The sequence below is a fragment of the Neobacillus sp. BF23-41 genome (assembly GCF_041106275.1).
The window spans coordinates 1-16,430 of the sequence record NZ_JBGBPR010000047.1; the positions used below are offsets into that span (position 1 = coordinate 1).

20 protein-coding genes are annotated in these 16,430 nt (G+C 44.7%); 5 read left to right on the plus strand and 15 right to left on the minus strand.

Translation table 11 applies throughout. From position 1 onward, the window contains the following. Positions 1-97: 97 nt before the first annotated feature. The 4 genes from AB7942_RS28840 to AB7942_RS28855 all read right to left on the minus strand — a co-directional run bounded on the left by AB7942_RS28840 (position 98) and on the right by AB7942_RS28855 (position 2,853). Positions 98-322: a hypothetical protein gene (locus AB7942_RS28840; protein ID WP_335438668.1), complete on the minus strand. Its 225-nt coding sequence runs from the start codon at positions 320-322 to the stop codon at positions 98-100. Between the two features lie 276 nt (positions 323-598). Next, entirely contained in the window at positions 599-1,102 is a 504-nt protein-coding gene (locus AB7942_RS28845; protein WP_369449525.1) for a YwgA family protein, read from the minus strand. A 60-nt stretch (positions 1,103-1,162) separates the two neighbouring features. Further along, entirely contained in the window at positions 1,163-2,461 is a 1,299-nt protein-coding gene (locus tag AB7942_RS28850) for an HD domain-containing protein (RefSeq protein WP_168241321.1), read from the minus strand. Between the two features lie 170 nt (positions 2,462-2,631). After that, positions 2,632-2,853 (minus strand): YuzB family protein, encoded by a 222-nt coding sequence (locus AB7942_RS28855; protein ID WP_369449526.1) that lies wholly within the window; start codon positions 2,851-2,853, stop codon positions 2,632-2,634. 272 nt (positions 2,854-3,125) lie between these two features. On the opposite strand from AB7942_RS28855, the gene AB7942_RS28860 reads away from it, so the two are divergent. After that, entirely contained in the window at positions 3,126-3,917 is a 792-nt protein-coding gene (locus tag AB7942_RS28860) for an RsfA family transcriptional regulator (protein WP_369449527.1), read from the plus strand. Between the two features lie 369 nt (positions 3,918-4,286). On the opposite strand, the gene lipL is transcribed toward AB7942_RS28860, so the two are convergent. Further along, on the minus strand, positions 4,287-5,117 hold the full coding sequence (lipL, locus tag AB7942_RS28865; RefSeq protein WP_369449528.1) for an octanoyl-[GcvH]:protein N-octanoyltransferase: 831 nt from the start codon (positions 5,115-5,117) through the stop codon (positions 4,287-4,289). A gap of 127 nt (positions 5,118-5,244) precedes the next feature. Continuing rightward, positions 5,245-6,216: a phosphate acetyltransferase gene (gene pta, locus AB7942_RS28870; protein ID WP_369449529.1), complete on the minus strand. Its 972-nt coding sequence runs from the start codon at positions 6,214-6,216 to the stop codon at positions 5,245-5,247. 248 nt (positions 6,217-6,464) lie between these two features. Here pta and hemQ point away from each other — a divergent pair, with 248 nt between their 5' ends. Together hemQ and gerQ are read left to right on the plus strand one after the other, a co-directional pair. Further along, positions 6,465-7,208 carry a hydrogen peroxide-dependent heme synthase gene (hemQ, locus tag AB7942_RS28875; RefSeq protein WP_098932355.1) on the plus strand — a complete coding sequence of 248 codons (744 nt, stop codon included), beginning with the start codon at positions 6,465-6,467 and terminating at the stop codon, positions 7,206-7,208. Between the two features lie 231 nt (positions 7,209-7,439). Next, a complete protein-coding gene (gerQ, locus tag AB7942_RS28880) occupies positions 7,440-7,904 on the plus strand; it encodes a spore coat protein GerQ (protein WP_369449530.1) in 465 nt (154 codons plus the stop codon). Positions 7,905-8,001: 97 nt separating this feature from the next. Here gerQ and AB7942_RS28885 read toward each other — a convergent pair whose 3' ends face one another. From AB7942_RS28885 to AB7942_RS28925, 9 genes are all read right to left on the minus strand, one after another. Then, positions 8,002-8,376 carry a DUF423 domain-containing protein gene (locus AB7942_RS28885; RefSeq protein ID WP_369449531.1) on the minus strand — a complete coding sequence of 125 codons (375 nt, stop codon included), beginning with the start codon at positions 8,374-8,376 and terminating at the stop codon, positions 8,002-8,004. A gap of 19 nt (positions 8,377-8,395) precedes the next feature. Further along, entirely contained in the window at positions 8,396-8,716 is a 321-nt protein-coding gene (locus tag AB7942_RS28890) for a YwdI family protein (RefSeq protein WP_088084789.1), read from the minus strand. 175 nt (positions 8,717-8,891) lie between these two features. Next, on the minus strand, positions 8,892-9,911 hold the full coding sequence (locus AB7942_RS28895; protein WP_369449532.1) for a thiazole biosynthesis adenylyltransferase ThiF: 1,020 nt from the start codon (positions 9,909-9,911) through the stop codon (positions 8,892-8,894). 5 nt (positions 9,912-9,916) lie between these two features. Continuing rightward, positions 9,917-10,150, minus strand: coding sequence for a molybdopterin converting factor subunit 1 (gene moaD / locus AB7942_RS28900; RefSeq protein WP_369449533.1), 234 nt, complete (start codon positions 10,148-10,150; stop codon positions 9,917-9,919). Next, on the minus strand, positions 10,143-10,607 hold the full coding sequence (locus AB7942_RS28905) for a molybdenum cofactor biosynthesis protein MoaE (protein ID WP_335438678.1): 465 nt from the start codon (positions 10,605-10,607) through the stop codon (positions 10,143-10,145). Before AB7942_RS28905 ends, moaD begins: the two co-directional genes overlap by 8 nt. Before the next feature lie 5 nt (positions 10,608-10,612). Then, positions 10,613-12,544, minus strand: a complete 1,932-nt coding sequence (locus tag AB7942_RS28910; protein ID WP_369449534.1) for a molybdopterin biosynthesis protein — start codon at positions 12,542-12,544, stop codon at positions 10,613-10,615. Between the two features lie 13 nt (positions 12,545-12,557). Next, positions 12,558-13,790 (minus strand): molybdopterin molybdotransferase MoeA, encoded by a 1,233-nt coding sequence (locus tag AB7942_RS28915; RefSeq protein WP_369449535.1) that lies wholly within the window; start codon positions 13,788-13,790, stop codon positions 12,558-12,560. A 17-nt stretch (positions 13,791-13,807) separates the two neighbouring features. Continuing rightward, positions 13,808-14,434, minus strand: a complete 627-nt coding sequence (mobA, locus tag AB7942_RS28920; RefSeq protein WP_369449536.1) for a molybdenum cofactor guanylyltransferase — start codon at positions 14,432-14,434, stop codon at positions 13,808-13,810. A gap of 14 nt (positions 14,435-14,448) precedes the next feature. Continuing rightward, a complete protein-coding gene (locus AB7942_RS28925; protein WP_369449537.1) occupies positions 14,449-14,757 on the minus strand; it encodes a hypothetical protein in 309 nt (102 codons plus the stop codon). 157 nt (positions 14,758-14,914) lie between these two features. On the opposite strand from AB7942_RS28925, the gene pdxK reads away from it, so the two are divergent. Then, on the plus strand, positions 14,915-15,757 hold the full coding sequence (gene pdxK / locus AB7942_RS28930) for a pyridoxine/pyridoxal/pyridoxamine kinase (protein ID WP_369449538.1): 843 nt from the start codon (positions 14,915-14,917) through the stop codon (positions 15,755-15,757). Between the two features lie 210 nt (positions 15,758-15,967). Then, a complete protein-coding gene (locus AB7942_RS28935) occupies positions 15,968-16,300 on the plus strand; it encodes a YojF family protein (RefSeq protein ID WP_098932519.1) in 333 nt (110 codons plus the stop codon). The last annotated feature ends 130 nt before the right edge of the window (positions 16,301-16,430 follow it).

The following is a 16,430-nucleotide window of genomic DNA, read 5'->3' on the forward strand; positions in this document are numbered from 1 at the left end:
TGGGCGCTGGAGCTAGACAGTAATCTAAGTAGTGGTGTCATGCACCATGTGAAATTTTCACATGGTGCCTGACACCTTTTTTGTGCACTTTTTGATGTTACAAAAACTTCATCTCGTCTTTTGGACTTCCAATTTTCATTTTTTCCAGCTCAAGCTTCATTTTTTCGGTTTCAGCGAGATAATTTATATGTTTTAATTTTTCGAGTTCGAGCTCATCCTTCAGCATATTGGCTTTTATTTTCGACTGCTTCTGAAAATGGCTGGTGATGATAGCAGTGATCGGAATCCCAAATACCATAATAACCGCAATTGTCCCTGTCATAGCGCAAAGTCCTCCCCAAATATCATTTTTTCCCTCTTTATACAAATCATAACAAATCCACAACTAAAAAAGTATTGATTTAACTGAAAATTGCGTGCGATTGTACGGATACCGATAGACAGAATTCCACAAGGGAACTGGAGAAATGTCTTTCGTACCGGTTCCGATGGACAAAAACTCACTAGGAAACAAGAGAAATGTCTTTCGAACGAGCTCCGATGGTCTCAAAAAACACCACCCAGACTCCGCAGCAGTCCAAATGGTGTTCGACATGACTTATTGAATTTTACCTTTTAAGGATTCGATATATTGATAGGCCTCATCGACTTCCGCTTCCGTATAGCGCTGGCTGGCTTTTAATGAAAACACCTTGTTCATGACCTCTTCTTTTGGAAGATTATCAAAATATAAAACCGTGGAAACCAACTCCAAGAATCTAGCATTCTGCTCATTCATATCCACCAGGCAATCCTGCAAAAACGGCATCTCAACCTCATTCACACTTAAAAATTCTTTTCCCGGCTCCGTCAATGTGTAGCGATACTGAAAATAACCGCCCTTTTTCTCCTTCACCTCATTAAGAAATCCCATATTACAAAGCTCTTCGACCCGTAACGTCAATTCCTCTGAGTAGGGGCCATAAAAGTGAAACTGGAACCGCTCATGAAAAGGGAAAGCCACCTTTTTGGCAATATATATCATCTTTTGCAGCTTTTTTCGTCCGATAATTTCACCGGAAACCATAACCGCCTGCATCAGCTTCGCATGATCATTTAACAACGTTCGTCATCTCCTACTCCATCTCAACAGATCAATATTGGGTGTCAGGCACCAATCGTTCTATAGCTCTAAAAGGGCACGGATTTGCTTTTTGACATTCTTTTTGGAGGAGTCATCCTCTAGGAAATCAGCCGGGTAATAGAGCTTGTGATCCGTTCTTCTTTTCCCCGAGATCGCATCAACGATCTCTGACTCTCTAGAAAGCTCCTTCAATTCCCCATTATGCATCAACAAATGAATCGGCAGCCGTTCCTCTTCCTCTCCAGGACGGTAGAAATCATACGGCAAATCCGACGAGGAATCGACAACTAAATAGTATTCAGGATCAATCCCTGCCTTTTTGAATAAGGAACCTAATTCGGCGAGCTTTTTGTATTCTTTCGCAGGATCAAATTCGGCATACTTAAATAGATTGCGATTCACAAACCGCCGGCAGAGGTCGCTTATAATCGGGTCAGTTTCCTCCTGCCAAATTTGAAAATAATATAAAATCACGGATTCATCTAATTTTAAATAGTCTTCTAAGGTTACTTTTTCATTGAAGATCGAAGTAAAGTGGATCGGTTCATATTTAAAAGAATAGTTTTCCTCAAATAATTGCTTGGCGCGGTGGAGAATTTTTGTCAAAATGACCTCCGCACTGCGCGACACCGGATGAAAATAGACCTGCCAATACATCTGGTAGCGGCTCATTATATAATCTTCCACCGCATGCATCCCGCTTTTTTTGATCACCACTTGATCCTCGCGCGGCCTCATCACTCGCAGGATCCGTTCCATATCAAACTGGCCATAGCTGACACCCGTAAAATAGGCATCTCGCTGCAAATAATCCATCCGGTCGGCATCAATTTGACTGGAAATAAGACTGACAACTAGCTTTTTCTCTGAAGTTTTCGCGATCACTTCGGCTACCTTTTCAGGAAAATCTTTACCAACCTTCAACAGTACCTTATTCACTTCGGTGTTCCCTAAAATAATCTTCCGTGTAAACTCCTCATGGTCAAAATCGAATACTTTTTCAAAGGAATGAGAAAACGGTCCGTGGCCGAGGTCATGGAGCAGGGCCGCGCATAGGGTCAACAGGCGTTCGTCATCGTTCCATTCCGGCCTTCCCGCAAACACATCATCAATGATGCGGCGGACAATTTCATAGACACCTAGTGAATGGTTGAAACGGCTGTGTTCTGCGCCGTGAAAGGTTAAAAAAGTAGTTCCTAGCTGTTTGATGCGCCGCAAGCGCTGAAACTCTTTTGTGCCAATTAAATCCCAGATGGCCAGATCACGTACGTGGACGTAGCGGTGGACGGGGTCTTTAAATACTTTTTCTTCACTAAGCTTTTCCGCCGAATATGCCATAGACTTCCCTCTTCCTCGTATACTAGTTCCTGGCGCGTAGGGCTTCCAGAGCCCTCCGCTTATATATTTCCTATTATATCCCAAAAACCACCCAGTTTTCAGCAAAATTCTACAGGATTTTTCGACATTGATGGGAAAAAAAATCACCTAAGTTTATTGGACCGAGGCGACTATTTTATCTTTTTATTCACTTTTTCCATTAATTCCTCTTCCGTTAATGCGGCAATCGGGCGGTTATTAACGAAGGCAAAGGTCTTTTTCCGGCCTGGTCCGCAATAGGATTGGCAGCCAATTTTCACCTCAGCATCCGGATCCAGTTCTTTCAAACGAGGGATTAATGTCTTCAAATTCACGGCCTGACAATCATCACAAACGCGAAATTCATTGGACATTTGTTACAACCCTTTCTTTTTCGCTCTCTATCTATATTTTATCCAGTTTGGATTACTTAAAACAACCGATTAACTCCTATGGTATTTTACATTTTCTTGTTTTCGATTGCAAGTTGCAATCTTTACTAAACTCGTGAAAAAAATCTACTATCCTTGCAACCATTTTGGTATAAAGGCTCATAAACTTGTCCATCCTAAGACTAGAACTTTTAAAAACTCGTCAAGATACATTGGCGGGTTCATCAAAAAAATTATAATAGGGAGTTGAAAATATGAAAGTTCGTCAAGATGCATGGACAGATGAGAATGATTTGCTTTTAGCCGAGACTGTCCTTAGACATGTAAGAGAAGGAAGTACCCAGCTGAACGCTTTTGAAGAAGTAGGCGACAAGCTTAATCGTACTTCTGCCGCGTGTGGGTTCAGATGGAATGCCGTCGTTCGCCACCGCTATGAAAAGGCACTACAGCTAGCTAAAAAGCAACGGAAACAAAGACAAAGAGTTTTAGGAAAAGAGCAGGGCGGGAAGAAGAAGCTGCTGTATAGTCCACCGCTCACGGGATCACCGGAGTTTGAAGCGATGCCAATGGAAGTTGAAATGCCGCTCGAAACTTCGTTTGAACTGCCAGATATGACGGCAGAAATGGCAGAAGAAACTTATGTAAAGCCTACTGCTTCCGTCCAAACACAAGCGCCAGTTCAAGTACAGTCACCCGTTCAACCATCCGTCCAAACGTACCGCCAGGCAAATACCGCAGGGCTTTCGCTTGATTCGGTCATTACTTATTTGCAAAACTTTCATCATGCCAATCTGCAAAATGAGGCATTAAAAAGTGAGAATGAAAGATTGAAAAGAGAGCTGGCTGAGGTAAGGCGTCACAATGAAGAAATGTCAGCAAAAATCGCGGGGCTTGAGCAGAATACCGAAACCATTCAGGAAGATTACGAGACCTTAATGAAGATTATGAACCGCGCCCGCAAGCTTGTTTTATTTGAAGAAGAAGAAAGACCAGCGACTAAATTCAAAATGGACCGTAACGGGAATCTTGAAAAAGTAGCAGAATAAAGAAAAGCGGAAGAGCCCGTTTAGCGGCGTATGGACTGGAGCACTCCAACTGAGATAAAAGGAAAATAGAAAAGCGGAAGCGCCTTGTCCAGGGGCGACAGGCATAAGACGAGCCGGCTTGAAGGTTGCTTTTTAACCTTCAGGACGGATTGGCTTATGACCCCGAGCCCCTAGGCGCTGAAGCTAGACAACACGGAGAGCGTTAGCGCATTCGTGCTTGACTTATCGTAGGGCGGAGGGCGAAGTACACTAGCCGTTGGGCTCTATAGCTAGACAGAAAACAGAGTTAAGAGAATAGGGAGAAGAGCAAACGCACAACATCTCTTTGAATAAAAGCCGCAATTCCACTCGGGTGGGATTTGCGGCTTTTTACATGGCGGCGATTTTTTCATTACGATCAATGACCCTTTGATAATAACCGGGAAATAAGGCCAGCTCATAGTCATTCAATGGCCCAGCATATAAAAATTCACTATTTTCCTTTAACTGGTTTAATAGACGGAGCATTACATCGCCGATAGTCAAATCGGTCCCAAGCAATTCCGCAAGTGATGCCATGACCGCAGGGACAATTTCCGGATAGGAAAATTTTGTTTCTTCCTCTTGTTTTGCTAGTTTGTAAAATTGCCTGACCAGCTCGGCCCGTTTTTGACCGCTGCCATTCACACAAAGATAAATCTGGACAGCAACCCCTTTTTTAAGACGGCGCTGAGAGATACCGGCAAACTTTTTCCCATCGATACTCAGGTCGTAACTTCCTGGGCAATAAGAGCCGATAATTTCCCTGGCCTCAATCTGGTGCGGGAAGTCCGCAAACATGTTTTGAATGAGCTGCCACATCGTTTCATAGCCGCGATTAATATCAATACCTTTTTCCGCCTCTGGAAAAATTAACGAAACGTTGAGGACGCCTTCATCCAGGACGACAGCGAGGCCGCCGGAATTTCTAACAATCGACTGATAGCCTTGCTCCTGAAGAAATTGAATGCCTGCTTGTAAAAATGGCAATTTGGTATCCTGGATGCCGAGGACGATGGTATTGTGGTGGACCCATGTCCGTGCGGTTGCCGGTGCCTGACCCGATCCGACCGATGCACACAGGGTATCATCCGTTCCAAACGATTGTAATGCTTGAAAATGAATGCCAACAGCGGATTGATCGATGATTCGCCATTGCGGTTGATGTAGTAACCCTTCCATTTGAGTAACTCCTTACTGATTTTATAGACTTATTTTAACAAAAAGAAGGAAAATAAAACAGATTGGACCTCGTTCGGTCACTAAAAAAGCCAGCCCACCACCCGTGGACCAGCCCTTCTCAAACCTCTTATAATCCTTGCGCCGCTGTAATTAACGCCAGTTTGTAGACGTCTTCTTCATTACAACCGCGTGATAGATCGTTTACTGGTGCATTTAAGCCCTGTAAAATCGGTCCGACCGCTTCAAAGCCACCTAAGCGCTGTGCAATTTTATAGCCGATATTTCCTGCTTCAAGGCTAGGGAAGATGAACACATTTGCATCCCCTTGCAGCGGTGAATTCGGTGCCTTACTTTTTGCAACAGACGGAACAAACGCTGCATCAAACTGAAACTCTCCGTCCAAGACAAGTGATGGGTCACGACGCTTGGCTTCTTCGACTGCCGCAGCCACTCGTTCCGTTTCCGGTGATTTTGCTGAACCCTTCGTCGAAAAACTGAGCATCGCAATGCGCGGTTCGATATCAAACATATTGGCTGTCTTCGCGCTTTCAATCGCAATTTCAGCTAAATCATTGCTGTCTGGTGCAATATTAATCGCACAATCGGCGAACACATACTTTTCATCCTCACGAACCATGATGAACACACCCGACGTTTTCTTGACGCCTTCTTTTGTCTTGATAATCTGTAACGCAGGGCGCACCGTATCCGCTGTGGAGTGGGCCGCACCGCTGACAAGGCCGTGTGCTTTATTTAAATAAACAAGCATCGTGCCGAAATAGTTTCCATCGAGCAAAATTTTCCGGGCATTCTCTTCGGTTACTTTCCCTTTGCGGCGGTCCACAAACGCAGCCACAAGTTCGTCCATGCCTGCAAAGCTCGCAGGGTCATAAATTTCCGCATCGTCGAGCGATACGCCAACCTCTGCCGCTTTGGCCTGAACCTGTTCGATGTTGCCAATCAAGATCGGTGTCATTAATTTTTCTGAAGCCAAACGACCTGCAGCTCTGACAATCCGTTCGTCTAATCCTTCTGGAAAAACGATTCTCAATTCACGTCCAGAAACTTTTTGCTTTAATCCCTCAAATAAATCACTCACGACTAAAATCCTCCCTTAATAAACCTACCTAATTAGCATACTTTACCTTTTTTAAATTTCAAGGATATCACTCACACCAGCTAAAAGTTTATCTTTTCAAAAAATTACACTCTAGGTTTTAGAATTTACTTTTTCCCATAAAAATATCCATTTGCCTATTTAGAAAGGTTTATTCGCGCGCCACTGGGTCAAACTATGATATAGTAATGAATGTAAATAAGAAGAATGATTATTTAGGAGTGATTATAATGAGTGAAGCAGCAGTAACGCTTGATGGCTGGTATTGCCTCCATGATTTCCGTACCGTTGATTGGACAACTTGGAAAATGCTCCCTAGTGACGAGCGACAAGCAGCGATCCACGAGTTTTTAAGTCTAGTTGAGAAGTGGAATGCTACACAGGAACGTAAAGAAGGCAGCCATGCTTTATATACAATCGTTGGTCAAAAGGCAGATTTTATGATGATGATTCTGCGTCCAACTATGGAAGAACTAAACCAAATTGAAACCGAATTCAATAAAACAAGATTGGCTGAATTTACGATGCCTGCCCATTCGTATGTTTCAGTGGTCGAGTTAAGTAACTATTTACCTGCAGGTGAGGATCCATACCAAAATCCGCAAATTTTAGCTCGTCTGTACCCGACGCTGCCTAAAACCAAATATGTCTGCTTCTATCCAATGGATAAGAAACGCGAGGGCAACGATAACTGGTACATGCTGCCGATGGACGAGCGCAAAAGCTTGATGCGCAGCCACGGGATGATTGGTCGTACATACGCTGGAAAAGTAAAGCAAATTATCACTGGTTCCGTTGGTTTTGATGATTATGAATGGGGCGTTACTTTGTTTGCGGAGGATGTCCTTCAATTTAAAAAGCTTGTCTATGAAATGCGTTTTGATGAAGTAAGTGCTCGATACGGAGAATTCGGCTCATTCTTTGTTGGTAACCTGCTAGAAGAAGAACGCGTGGCAAATTTCTTACATGTGTAATATATAAAAGTTCTCAGCTTCGGCTGGGGACTTTTTTGCTGTTTCTCCCCCATTAGCTAGTCATATTCCGCTCCATGTGCTCATACTATTTAAACAGCGAGTCTAAGAAAGAACGCCACTAATCTCAAGAGGAAAAAGTTTATTTTTCTCCGTTGGAACATACTTGGGATTGAGGGAGTATTAATAGTATGTTGGGCCACTCGTTTAATTCACTTTTTAGGAGGGAAAAAGATGAATCAATACTACAATCCACAGGGATTTCAGCCTTATACTGGAGCAGCAGGACAACAACAGGGAGATCAAGGGATGCCGGGGGGCAGGCAAAGTTTTTATCCAGCACCTGGTGCACAAGGATTCCCGCAATTCCCACCAGCAGGGGCACCATCTGCACCGCCTTCGCAAGCACCAGGGCAGCTGCCACTCGAGCAGTCGTACATCGAAAATATTTTACGCTTAAATAAAGGAAAATTGTGCACTGTGTTTGCCACCTTTGAGGGCAATAATAAATGGAATGCGAAAGAATTTACAGGGATTATTGAAGCGGCAGGAAGAGACCATGTGATCTTAAGCGACCCACAAGCCGGGACCCGTTGGCTTATCCCAATGGTTGCTGTCGATTATATTCAATTTCCAGAAGAAATCGAGTATGAATATCCATATGGCAGTTCCCCGCCAGCTACTTACCCGCCAAGATAAATTATTTCAAACAAACACCAATTGACCCACAATTGGTGTTTTATTTTTTCGAGGAGAAAAAAGGCATTGGGAGCGCCGCCCAATGCCTTTCTTTCAATTACAGATGTTTAACCGCTCCAACCACCATGAGGATCCAGGCTGCTAAGAAGCAGACCCCGCCGATTGGTGTAATTGCTCCTAAGATGCCAATCTTCGTCAAGCTCAATACATACAAACTGCCGCTAAAAAAGATAATACCGGCCAGCATTAACCATCCTGACCAGGTGAATTGCGGACTGGAAGCAGCTACTTTACTAATCAGCAGACCGATTATTAAAATACCTATCGCATGGAACATTTGATAGGTGACCCCTGTTTTCCAAATATCTAAATAATGTGCATCCAGTTTGTCTTTTAACCCATGAGCACCAAAGGCACCTAGTGCAACCGCTATAAAGGCATTGATGGCTCCTATAATAATAAATACTTTCATCTATAAATCTCCCCCTTTGTTAAAAATCAAATAGCGAATCCCCATTTGCTTCGTCTTCCATGTCGAGTTTCTTCGGTTGCTGTAATGTTGGTGCTTGTTGAACGATTGGTTGGTTCATTACTGGCTGTTGGTAAGCCTGGAACGAGATGGCAGGTTGAACTGCAGGCATTGGGGCCGCCGGAACCTCGCTTGTCAGTGACGGTTTTTCGTCTAGCAGCAACTCGCATAATATTTTAATAGAGTAAACTTTTTCCCGCAAGCTTTCTTCCTTCGTGCTGGTTTTCGCCAGCTTCAATTCTGCTTCTATTTTCGTTAATAGTTTTTGGACGGATATATTCACTTATCAAGCACCTCAAATTTCAGTCTCGTTTCTATTCTACATGAGTATGACCTTTTTTTCGAAAAATTAGCCCGAGAGATTGGCAGACACTTCGACATAATCTCCATTGTTTCACGTGAAACACCTCGAATGTTGACAAAGAAAAACCCGTACCACTAAAGGTACAGGTCATAGCTTATCCTAAGATCCGCTGGTAAATCGATTTGGCATGGGTCAAATCCTTTGTCCCGTGAATAAGGGCACGGCCATCTTGAAAAATAACGATCCGTTCTTCGCCCATTTCAACCGACACCAAATACGGGTTGCCCTTCACCATATATCCAAGTGTACTAAGTTGTCTAGCAAGACGTTCCAACGATATCTCCCCTTGGGTCGAGGGGCGGATTTGGACCGTGTCGCGGCCGCACAGGACCGTTGTTTTCGTCATATTTTCATGATCAAGATATGGATACGTCCGTTCCTCGCCGCACGACAAGCAGCCGGCAAACTTTGCCTTCGACATCTTTAAGCTTGTATATTGATTTCTCCATAAATCAAAGCTGACAAAAGAAGTCCGCACCGCGTCCCAATCCTCGACTAACATCTTCATCGCTTCCGCTGTCTGATGGGCGATTACCATTTGCACGGCAGGAGAAATAATTCCGCCCGTATCACAGGTCATGCCCTGAAGCGGAATCGAGCGCAACAGGCAATTTAAACAGGGAGTTTTCCCTGGAATCATCGAAAACGTCATTCCAAAGCTGCCAACGCAGGCTCCATAGATCCACGGGACCTGGTATTTTTGTGAGACATCATTTATCGCCATCCGTGTTTCGAAGTTATCCGTCGCATCGACCATCACATCAACACCAAGGATAAGTTCCTCCAGCAATTCAGGAGTAGCATCACCGATGATCGAAACCACTTCCACATCGGAGTTAATCGCCCGTAAGCGTTTTTCTGCCGCCGCAGCCTTTGGAAGTTTCTCGGCGACATCTTCTTCGGTATAGAGCTGCTGGCGCTGCAGATTGCTGGCCTCAACATAATCTCGGTCAATTATCGTAATCTTGCCAACGCCGGCCCGGGTCAACACCTCAGCACTTCCTGACCCTAAAGCCCCCGCCCCGATGATTAGTACATGCTTGCTGCTAATCTTAGCTTGCCCTTCTTTACCAATCCCAGGAAAGAGGACCTGCCGTGAATACCGTTCGTTCATGATGATCATCCTCCGCTTACTGGCGGAATAAAGGCAATTTCATCACCATCTCGAATGATTTCGTCGTTCAAGGCAAATTCTTCATTGACCGCAGTCATCACGGTGTCCATTTTCGGCAGGTTATATTTAGCCGATAACTCAGCTTTTAATTCTGCCACCGTTTTTCCACTGGCATCGACGGAAAGAAACTCTTCGCCGACCGCGTCACGTAAATGGGCAAAAAATAGCACCTTATTCATTTAAGTCACTCTCCTCGGGCTTGCCGCTTGGGTAGGCGACGGTTTCAAGCTGATTGCCCATCCATGCTTCGCCTTCCTCCCAATGCTCTTTCTTCCAGATCGGGACGATTTCTTTGATCCGTTCAATCGCATAGCGGTTGGCTTCATAGGCATCAGCACGGTGCGGCGTCGAGACGGCAATGACCACCGCTACATCCGTTATATCTAAACGGCCTACTCGGTGGGAGATCGCAACGCATGAACCTTCCCAGCGCTGTTCAATTTCCTGGCCAATTTGCTCAAGCTTCTTCACAGCCATTGCTTCGTATGCTTCATAGATTAAGAACAACGTTTTTTTACCCTTCGTTAATTCCCGTACGGTACCGATAAACGTCGTAATCGCACCGGCTTCGCGCTGGACCACTTTATCAATTACTGCTTGAATATCGATTGGTTCCTTTGATATTTGATACATCATCCTGATTACACCTCTACACCCAAGCACTTAGGCTCTGCATTTTCGACCACTTGGTAACCGCCAATTTTTTCGACTTGTTCTTTAAACGGAGCCGATTGGATTATTGCCATTAGCAGCTTGCCGCTTTCGCTCTCATAAAAGCCTCTCGTCATAAGCAAATCATATTCTTCATCAGCAACAGGCACAAAATCTAGGTCCATCGCCTTTGCGGCAGGATAAATCCCGAGACCTGCCCCGTGCTCATCACCGTTCACTTCCGCTGCTACCGCTAAATGAGAAAACATTTCCCGGTCATAACCGGTAATATCTTCTGGTGTCAGGCACCCTTCTTCGAGTAAAAGATCAAAGAGGATTCGGGTTCCCGCTCCTTTTTGACGGTTAACGTAATTCGCGTTCACACGGGCTAAGTCAACCGCTGATTCAATGCCAAGCTGATTGCCCTTTGGAAGGATCCAGCCTTGCTTTCTTTTTAAAAATGGATACAGAACGACGTCTTGACCGGCTAATAGTTTGTTTATATAGGAGATATTATATTCTTTTGTACTTGGGTCAAGCAAATGAATACCCGCTACATGGGCCTCTCCTTTTCGTATCGCCATGATGCCTGCCATACTGCCGACATGCGAGGAGACAATTTTCATGTCGGTCCGCACCTGTTTTAATCGAGATGACAACAGGTCAATCGTCAAATCGTGGCTGCCGCAAAACACAATCGCCTGTTTGATTTCCTCAAGCGGGCGGAGCAGTTCTACTTCGGCCAGCTCCCCTTGTTCGTAACCAATAATGTTAGCCGGGACGATTAACAGGCCATCTGCCCTGACATATGACATCGTCACTCCTGCCGCTCTTGTCAGCGGATTGGCAACGAACTGTCCATTCACATAGCCGATATTCATTCGTACGAAGTCCTCCGCACCCATGGACGAAACGATGCGGCGCCCTAGCTTAACGGACACGGTCTGCCTTTTGGGTTCAGGGATTTGCAGATACTTGCAGATAAGCGGTCTAACAAACCACTCGAGCGCCAAATAAGCCGAGACTGGATAGCCCGGAACTCCGACAACAATCTTCCCATTTATTTTTCCTAAAATGACAGGTTTGCCTGGCCGTGCGGCGACCCCATGGGTAAAGACTTCGCCGATTTCGCCAATAATGTGGACCGTGTAGTCCTTCGAGCCTGCTGATGAACCCGCATTAATGACGATGATATCAGAGGTCTCAGCTGCTTCTAAAAGTACTTCTTTTATTTTTTCAGGCTCGTCCTTCACAATCGGAAGGAGGTTCGGTTCACCGCCCCAATCCTTAATGAAGCCAGCAAATACAGAGCCATTAAATTCAATGATCTGTCCAGGTGCTAACTCAGCATTGGCTTCAACCAGTTCACTCCCGGTCGGAATAATCGTCACGACAGGCTTCTTTGCAACAAGAATGACGGTTTGCTGTCCTGCTAATAGGACACCTAAATCAGCTGGCCGGATGATATGCCCTTGTGGAAAAAGCATTTCCTCTTGAACCACGTCTTCGCCAATCGGACGAATATGCTGCCAAGGGGTTGCTGGCTCGATAATTTCAATCGTTTCCTCATCAAGACAATCGACATGCTCAATCATAATGACGGCGTTAAACGGTGAAGGGATCGCGTTCCCCGTATCAACATAACAAAATTCTTCGCCCCGTTTCAGACGAAGTGGATTTTGCTCATGGGCTGTATAGGTATTTTCAGCAATGACCGCAATTCCATCCATTGCACTTGCATGGTAATGCGGCATCGAGACCCGCGCAAAAATGGGTTCAGCTGTCACACGGCCCAAGGAGGTAATCGTTGAGATTTCTTCCTTTTCAGGGGTCAGCCTAAAAGCCGCAAGAATTTCTTCTCTGGCTTGTGCTCGGGGTTTATCTTCTAAATATATTTTTCGTTTAAAGTTTTTATAATTCACTGCTTAGCCCCCCTTATCGTGATGCGATCACAGGTACGTATTCTCCCTGTGAAATTCCCTCTTTTTCTGAACTAATCTCAACAATTCCATCGCTTTTGACCAAGGTTGTAATTAAACCGGACTTGCCAATAATCGGCTCAGCCCACCATTCCCCTTCTTTTTCAAATAAACGGACCCGAATATAATCAGACCGTCCTGGTGAGGAAGGAATATTTTTTGTGATTCTAGCAAAAATACGCTCCGGTTTCCGCCGCGAGTCCTCGCCCTTTAATTTTCGTAAAATTTGCTCGCCAAACAGCTTAAAGATAATCATCGCGGAGGCTGGATGACCTGGCAGTCCTATCACTGGTTTCCCATTAGCCATTGCCAAAATCGTCGGTTTCCCCGGCTTAATCGAAATACCGTGGACAAATACTCCCGGGTCGCCTAAAGACTGGATGACATCCGTGGTATAATCCTTTGCGCCGACCGAGCTTCCGCCGGAAAGGATTAAACAATCTACCTGCTGATAGAGTTCACGGGCCTTTTGTTTAAACTCCTCAAAATCATCACGGACAATGCCGCCATATAAGACATCCACATTCCATTCGCTCGCTAATCCTGAAATCGTCAAATAGTTGATGTCGCGAATTTGCCCTTCTACTAAGGTTTCGGTTTGATAGGGAACAATTTCATCCCCCGACGAAAGGTAACCTACTTTTACTTTGCGGTAGACCGTTACAGTCGTAACCCCTAAAGAGGCAAGTGCCCCTAGTTCCTGCGGACGAAGTTTCGTGCCTGCCGTAAGAAGCGTTTCTCCTTTTTTAATATCTTCCCCGGCCCGAATCACGTTTTCTCCGGGTGCAATCTGCTTGTATGTATTTAATAGCGTATCGACATCTTCACAATGCTCAATCATGATAACGCTGTCACTTCCGATCGGAAGCATCCCGCCCGTTGGCACATAGACCGCTTTACCTGGGCCGGCTTGTGCAGTTGGAACCTCACCCATTTTCACTTCCCCTGTAACCGTAAGGAAGCCTGGCATGGATTCGGAAGAACCATACGTATCCTTGGCACGAACAGCATATCCATCCACCGTTGAACGATCAAAACTCGGCACATTTTCCTGCGCAATCACTGGTTCAGCAAGGATATAGTGAAGCGCCTCTTCGAGCACCCGTACTTCAGTTTGATTGGTTGCCGGTATTTTTTCCTCGATTAAGGCAAATGTTTCTTCTACTGTTTTTACTTTGAAAAATTGCATGGTTCTCTATTTCCCCCTTATACTTCCTTGTTCTGCTCGTTAAAGCGGGAAAAATCCGCTTCAGCCCACTTTTTGGCGTCTTCATACTCGTTTGGGTGATTCATATTAAAAAAGACTCGTTCTAAGTCCATACTGTTTGAGTGAAGGTCTTTTTCTGTTACATATAAAACGTTTAAGTGATCGAGCAAATGCTTCATCCGGAGACGATCCGCTTCAATCCTATGGGCAACCTCGTCTGCCACCCTCTTTTGGAAGACGGCAAATAAAGGGTGCTGGACTCCATTAATGACGGGGATGACCGCATCATAATCGCCGCATTTTTGAACGAGCACCGCTGCAAGTTCTCCTGAAACAAATGGCATATCACAAGCTACAATAAAATTCGTATCATATTTGGAAGACAGCAAGCCGGCATGAACCCCTGCAAGCGGTCCTTTATCTGGATAATAATCCGAGACCATCTTCAATCCTAAAAATTGATAGTCTTCAGGATGATTGGTTACAAGAATTATATCATTAAAGGACAACTTTAGCGTATCGGCAATTCTCTCAATGTTGGTTTTTTCGTTTATTTTTAAAAGCGCTTTATTGGTGCCCATCCTGCTTGATTTTCCACCTGATAAAATAATAGCCGCTGCCTTCATATTCGAGCACCCTCTTAATTCAAATCATTTTTCTCGCCCACCGCATGATAGCCATTTTCCTGTGCCACATAATCCAAGTGGATCGAGTGTAAATCTAGTAAGGCTGCTGATGGTTTTTCAATATATTGTCGTATATCAATAATCTTAATATAGCCATTACATTCTTCGCAAACCTGAATTTGGGAAACAGCATCGCCTTCAGAAAACAAATATCCATAGGTCCAATCGTCTAAGTTGTAATTTGTTAGTTGAAAAACGGCGATTTCGTAGCCGTTAATAATCAAGGTAATGGGATATTCATCGGGACAACCTTTACGGTTCATTGATTTCCCTCCTCTTCAGGAAATACTTTATAAAATGGCATTGGGATACTATTTCTTCTAAATCGATTTACCTAGTCTTGCCTTCCTGTGAATTCTGTTAAATTTATAAAATTGTTCTATAATAAGTAGGAGGGTTTAGATACGAAGGAGGATACATATGACGATCAAAAAAGTAATGACGATTGCGGGCTCTGATACAAGCGGAGGCGCAGGAATTCAAGCAGACTTAAAAACATTTCAGGAACTTGGCGTCTATGGAATGACGGCGCTGACATCGATTGTAACGATGGATCCGAAAAACAATTGGCACCATAACGTGTTTCCAATCGCGGTTGATACTCTTGAGACTCAACTTGAAACGATTCTTTCGGTGGGCATTGATGCAATGAAAACAGGCATGCTTGGTACGGTTGAAATTATCGAATTAGCGGCGCGAAAAATTGATGAAAATAAACTGGAGCGTGTCGTTATTGATCCGGTTATGGTTTGTAAAGGGGAAGATGAGGTCTTACATCCAGAAACGACCGATGCGATGCGCGAGTTTCTCTTACCGCGCGCTCTAGTTGTTACCCCCAATTTGTTTGAAGCCGGACAGCTTGCAGGAATGAAGACTCCGCGTACTGTTGCGGAAATGAAGGAAGCGGCGGTAAAAATCCACGAGCAAGGCTCAAAATTCGTATTGATTAAGGGCGGCGGCAAGCTCCAATCAGAAGAAAATGCGGTTGACCTGCTTTATGATGGAAAGGACTTTATGATGTATGAGTCTGAAAAGTTTGCAACTACCTACACGCACGGTGCAGGCTGTACCTACTCATCAGCGATTACCGCTGAATTAGCCAAAGGGAAATCCGTTTATGATGCTGTCGATGTCGCGAAAGAGTTTATTACAGCCGCCATCCAGCAAGGCTTCAAGCTAAACCAATATGTCGGTCCGACCTGGCATGGTGCCTACCGCAGTGGACTTTCAAAAACAGAGTACTGTGAAGATTGTGTTGAATAACCATAGAGAAAAGAGCCGATCGATTGGTCGGCTCTTTCTTTTTGTGTCATCTTTTGGTGTCAGGCACCGTGACCCTTTCTTCACCGAGCATTGATTTCGCATTTTTTTCCTGATTCTAGTATGATAGTTACATTATTAACTAAAATAGACATTAGACTTAATCATTCTATTTATGAAGGGAAAGGAGGTTGCACTTTGGAACCTATTGATATGAAAGGCGCACAGGCTGCGATTACGAGCTTTGCCAATAAAGATGTCTACATTCACCTTGAAACGACAAACGGTGCCTATGCATCGCATAACGACCAATCATTTTTTTCTGCTGGTGCATTCATCCGCAATGCGCTTGTCCGTTATGAATTAGGAAAAATAACAGGGAATGGCCCGTTTCGGGTTGGTCTGAAGATCAACCTTGGCTGGATTTATGCAGAAGGGATTACGCATTACGAAATAGACGAAGACAATCATCTGCTTTTAGCAGGTCATGATAATGCTGGAAAACTGGCGGTTGCCTTGGAGATTTCCAGCACCCCTTTTGAATAGGCTGTGTAATACTTGCATGTTGATTTGCGCTCCAGGCGCTTCGCTTTCCGCGGGCGGTCCGGGGAGCCTCCTCGGCGCGAGACTCCTGCGGGGTCTCCCCAGCCCCGTCCTCCCGCAGGAGTCTTCGCGC